Annotated in this window: 2 rRNA genes; both read right to left on the bottom strand. The window is 48.5% G+C overall.

Annotated features, from left to right (window positions below):
• Positions 1–109: ribosomal RNA gene (rrf, locus tag IRZ78_RS25885) — 5S ribosomal RNA — on the bottom strand; the annotation flags it as partial.
• Positions 110–246: 137 nt separating this feature from the next.
• Positions 247–3,130: ribosomal RNA gene (locus tag IRZ78_RS25880) — 23S ribosomal RNA — on the bottom strand.
• Between the last annotated feature and the right edge of the window lie 25 nt (positions 3,131–3,155).

Below are 3,155 nucleotides of genomic sequence, written 5' to 3'. Positions count from 1 at the left end.
AAAGGCGACGACATACTCTCCCACATAACTGCAGTACCATCTGCGCAGGCGGGCTTAACTACTCTGTTCGGGATGGGAAGAGGTGAGCCCCGCCGCAATAACCACCTTAAGGTCGTTTTTGCAATGGGTAATCAGATTAACTGATCAACATTACACAATATCTTAACATACTGAGATAAAGAAAAGTATTTTTATTTAGTATTTTTAGAAAGTTTCTTCTCCCGACTTTCGTCGGGAGAAAAGGGTGTACATAAGCTTACGGATTATTAGTACTACTCGACTATGACATTACTGCCTTTACATCTATAGCCTATCAACGTGGTCATCTTCCACGATCCTTAAAAGAAATCTCATCTTGTGGTGGGTTTCGCGCTTATATGCTTTCAGCGCTTATCCCTTCCAAACGTAGCTACTCTGCGGTGCCCCTGGCGGGACAACAGATACACTAGAGGTTTGTCCAATTCGGTCCTCTCGTACTAGAATCAGATCCACTCAAATTTCTAACGCCCACAGTAGATAGAGACCGAACTGTCTCACGACGTTCTGAACCCAGCTCGCGTGCCACTTTAATGGGCGAACAGCCCAACCCTTGGGACCTTCTCCAGCCCCAGGATGTGACGAGCCGACATCGAGGTGCCAAACCCCCCCGTCGATATGAGCTCTTGGGGGAGATCAGCCTGTTATCCCCGGCGTACCTTTTATCCTTTGAGCGATGGCCCTTCCATGCGGAACCACCGGATCACTATGCTCTACTTTCGTACCTGATCGACCTGTATGTCTCTCAGTCAAGCTCCCTTATGCCATTGCACTCTACGCACGGTTACCAAGCGTACTGAGGGAACCTTTAGAAGCCTCCGTTACTCTTTTGGAGGCGACCACCCCAGTCAAACTACCCACCAAGCAATGTCCCCCGGATTCCGGGGTTAGGCCTCAGATAAACAAAGGGTTGTATTTCAACAATGACTCCACAACGCCTGGCGACGCCACTTCACAGTCTCCAACCTATCCTACACATCATTTATCCAAGGTCAATACTAAGCTATAGTAAAGGTGCACAGGGTCTTTTCGTCCCACTGCGGGTAAACGGCATCTTCACCGTTACTACAATTTCACCGAGCTCATGGCTGAGACAGTGTCCAGATCGTTACACCATTCGTGCAGGTCGGAACTTACCCGACAAGGAATTTCGCTACCTTAGGACCGTTATAGTTACGGCCGCCGTTTACTGGGGCTTCAATTCAATGCTTCTCCGAAGATAACATCTCCTCTTAACCTTCCAGCACCGGGCAGGTGTCAGGCCCTATACTTCATCTTACGATTTTGCAGAGCCCTGTGTTTTTGATAAACAGTCGCCTGGACCTCTTCACTGCGGCCCTGATTGCTCAGGGCGACCTTTCTCCCGAAGTTACAGGTCTATTTTGCCTAATTCCTTAGCCATGAATCTCTCGAGCACCTTAGGATTCTCTCCTCAACTACCTGTGTCGGTTTACGGTACTGGTACTAATTACCTGAAGTTTAGAGGTTTTTCTTGGAAGCCCTTAGGCGCACTATCTCTTTGTCCGAAGACTCCGAGTACTATCGTATTTCCCCAAGACGCGTGGATTTGCCTGCGCATCTTATAGGTAGGTACTTCAACGAACTATTCCGTCAGTTCGCGGCGCTTTCATCACTCCGTCACCCCATCACAGTAATTAGTAGTACGGGAATATTAACCCGTTAGCCATCGACTGTCCCTTTCGGGTTCGCCTTAGGACCAGACTAACCCACAGCTGATTAGCATAGCTGTGGAAACCTTAGTTTTTCGGTGTGCGGGTTTCTCGCCCGCATTATCGTTACTTATGCCTACATTTTCTTTTCTAACCAGTCCAGCATACCTTACGATACACCTTCAACCCTGTTAGAATGCTCCCCTACCACTTACAGTTACCTGTAAATCCATAGCTTCGGTAATATACTTATGCCCGATTATTATCCATGCTCGTCCGCTCGACTAGTGAGCTGTTACGCACTCTTTAAATGAATGGCTGCTTCCAAGCCAACATCCTAGCTGTCTGGGCAGACAAACCTCGTTCTTTCAACTTAGTATATATTTGGGGACCTTAGCTGATGGTCTGGGTTCTTTCCCTCTCGGACTTGGACCTTAGCACCCAAGCCCTCACTGCTGTGAAACATTATATAGCATTCGGAGTTTGTCAGGAATTGGTAGGCGGTGAAGCCCCCGCATCCAATCAGTAGCTCTACCTCTATATAACTTTATGCACAGCGCTGCACCTAAATGCATTTCGGGGAGTACGAGCTATTTCCGAGTTTGATTGGCCTTTCACCCCTACCCACAGGTCATCCGAAGACTTTTCAACGTCAACCGGTTCGGTCCTCCACTGTGTGTTACCACAGCTTCAACCTGCCCATGGGTAGATCACACGGTTTCGCGTCTAACACTACTGACTAAAGCGCCCTATTCAGACTCGCTTTCGCTACGGATCCGTGGCTTAACCACTTAACCTTGCCAGCAACGTTAACTCGTAGGCTCATTATGCAAAAGGCACGCCGTCACCCCACGAAAGGGCTCCGACCGCTTGTAAGCGTATGGTTTCAGGATCTATTTCACTCCGTTATTCACGGTTCTTTTCACCTTTCCCTCACGGTACTGGTTCACTATCGGTCTCTCAGGAGTATTTAGCCTTAGCGGATGGTCCCGCCAAATTCAGACAGGGTTTCACGTGCCCCGCCCTACTCAGGATACCACTATCTATTATACTTGTTACCCATACGGGGCTATCACCCTCTATGGCGTCACTTTCCAGTAACTTCCGGTTCCGTGTACATAAAATATCGTGGTCCTACAACCCCAACAATGCCGTAACATCATTGGTTTGGGCTAATCCGCGTTCGCTCGCCACTACTTACGGAATCACTTTTGTTTTCTTCTCCTCCGCCTACTTAGATGTTTCAGTTCAGCGGGTTTGCCCACCTATCGGTGTACTATGTCTTCAACATAGTGGGTTGCCCCATTCAGGTATCTACGGATCAATCGGTGTGTGCCCGTCCCCGTAGCTTTTCGCAGCTTATCACGCCTTTCATCGCCTCTGAGAGCCAAGGCATCCCCCATACGCCCTTATTTTGCTTATTGTACCAATCATAAATTAATATGACCG

The organism is Flavobacterium sp. CSZ, assembly GCF_015350725.1.
GTDB lineage: Bacteria > Bacteroidota > Bacteroidia > Flavobacteriales > Flavobacteriaceae > Flavobacterium.
Note: the sequence above shows the minus strand (reverse complement) of the source record. Positions and strands in the feature narration are given on the sequence as shown.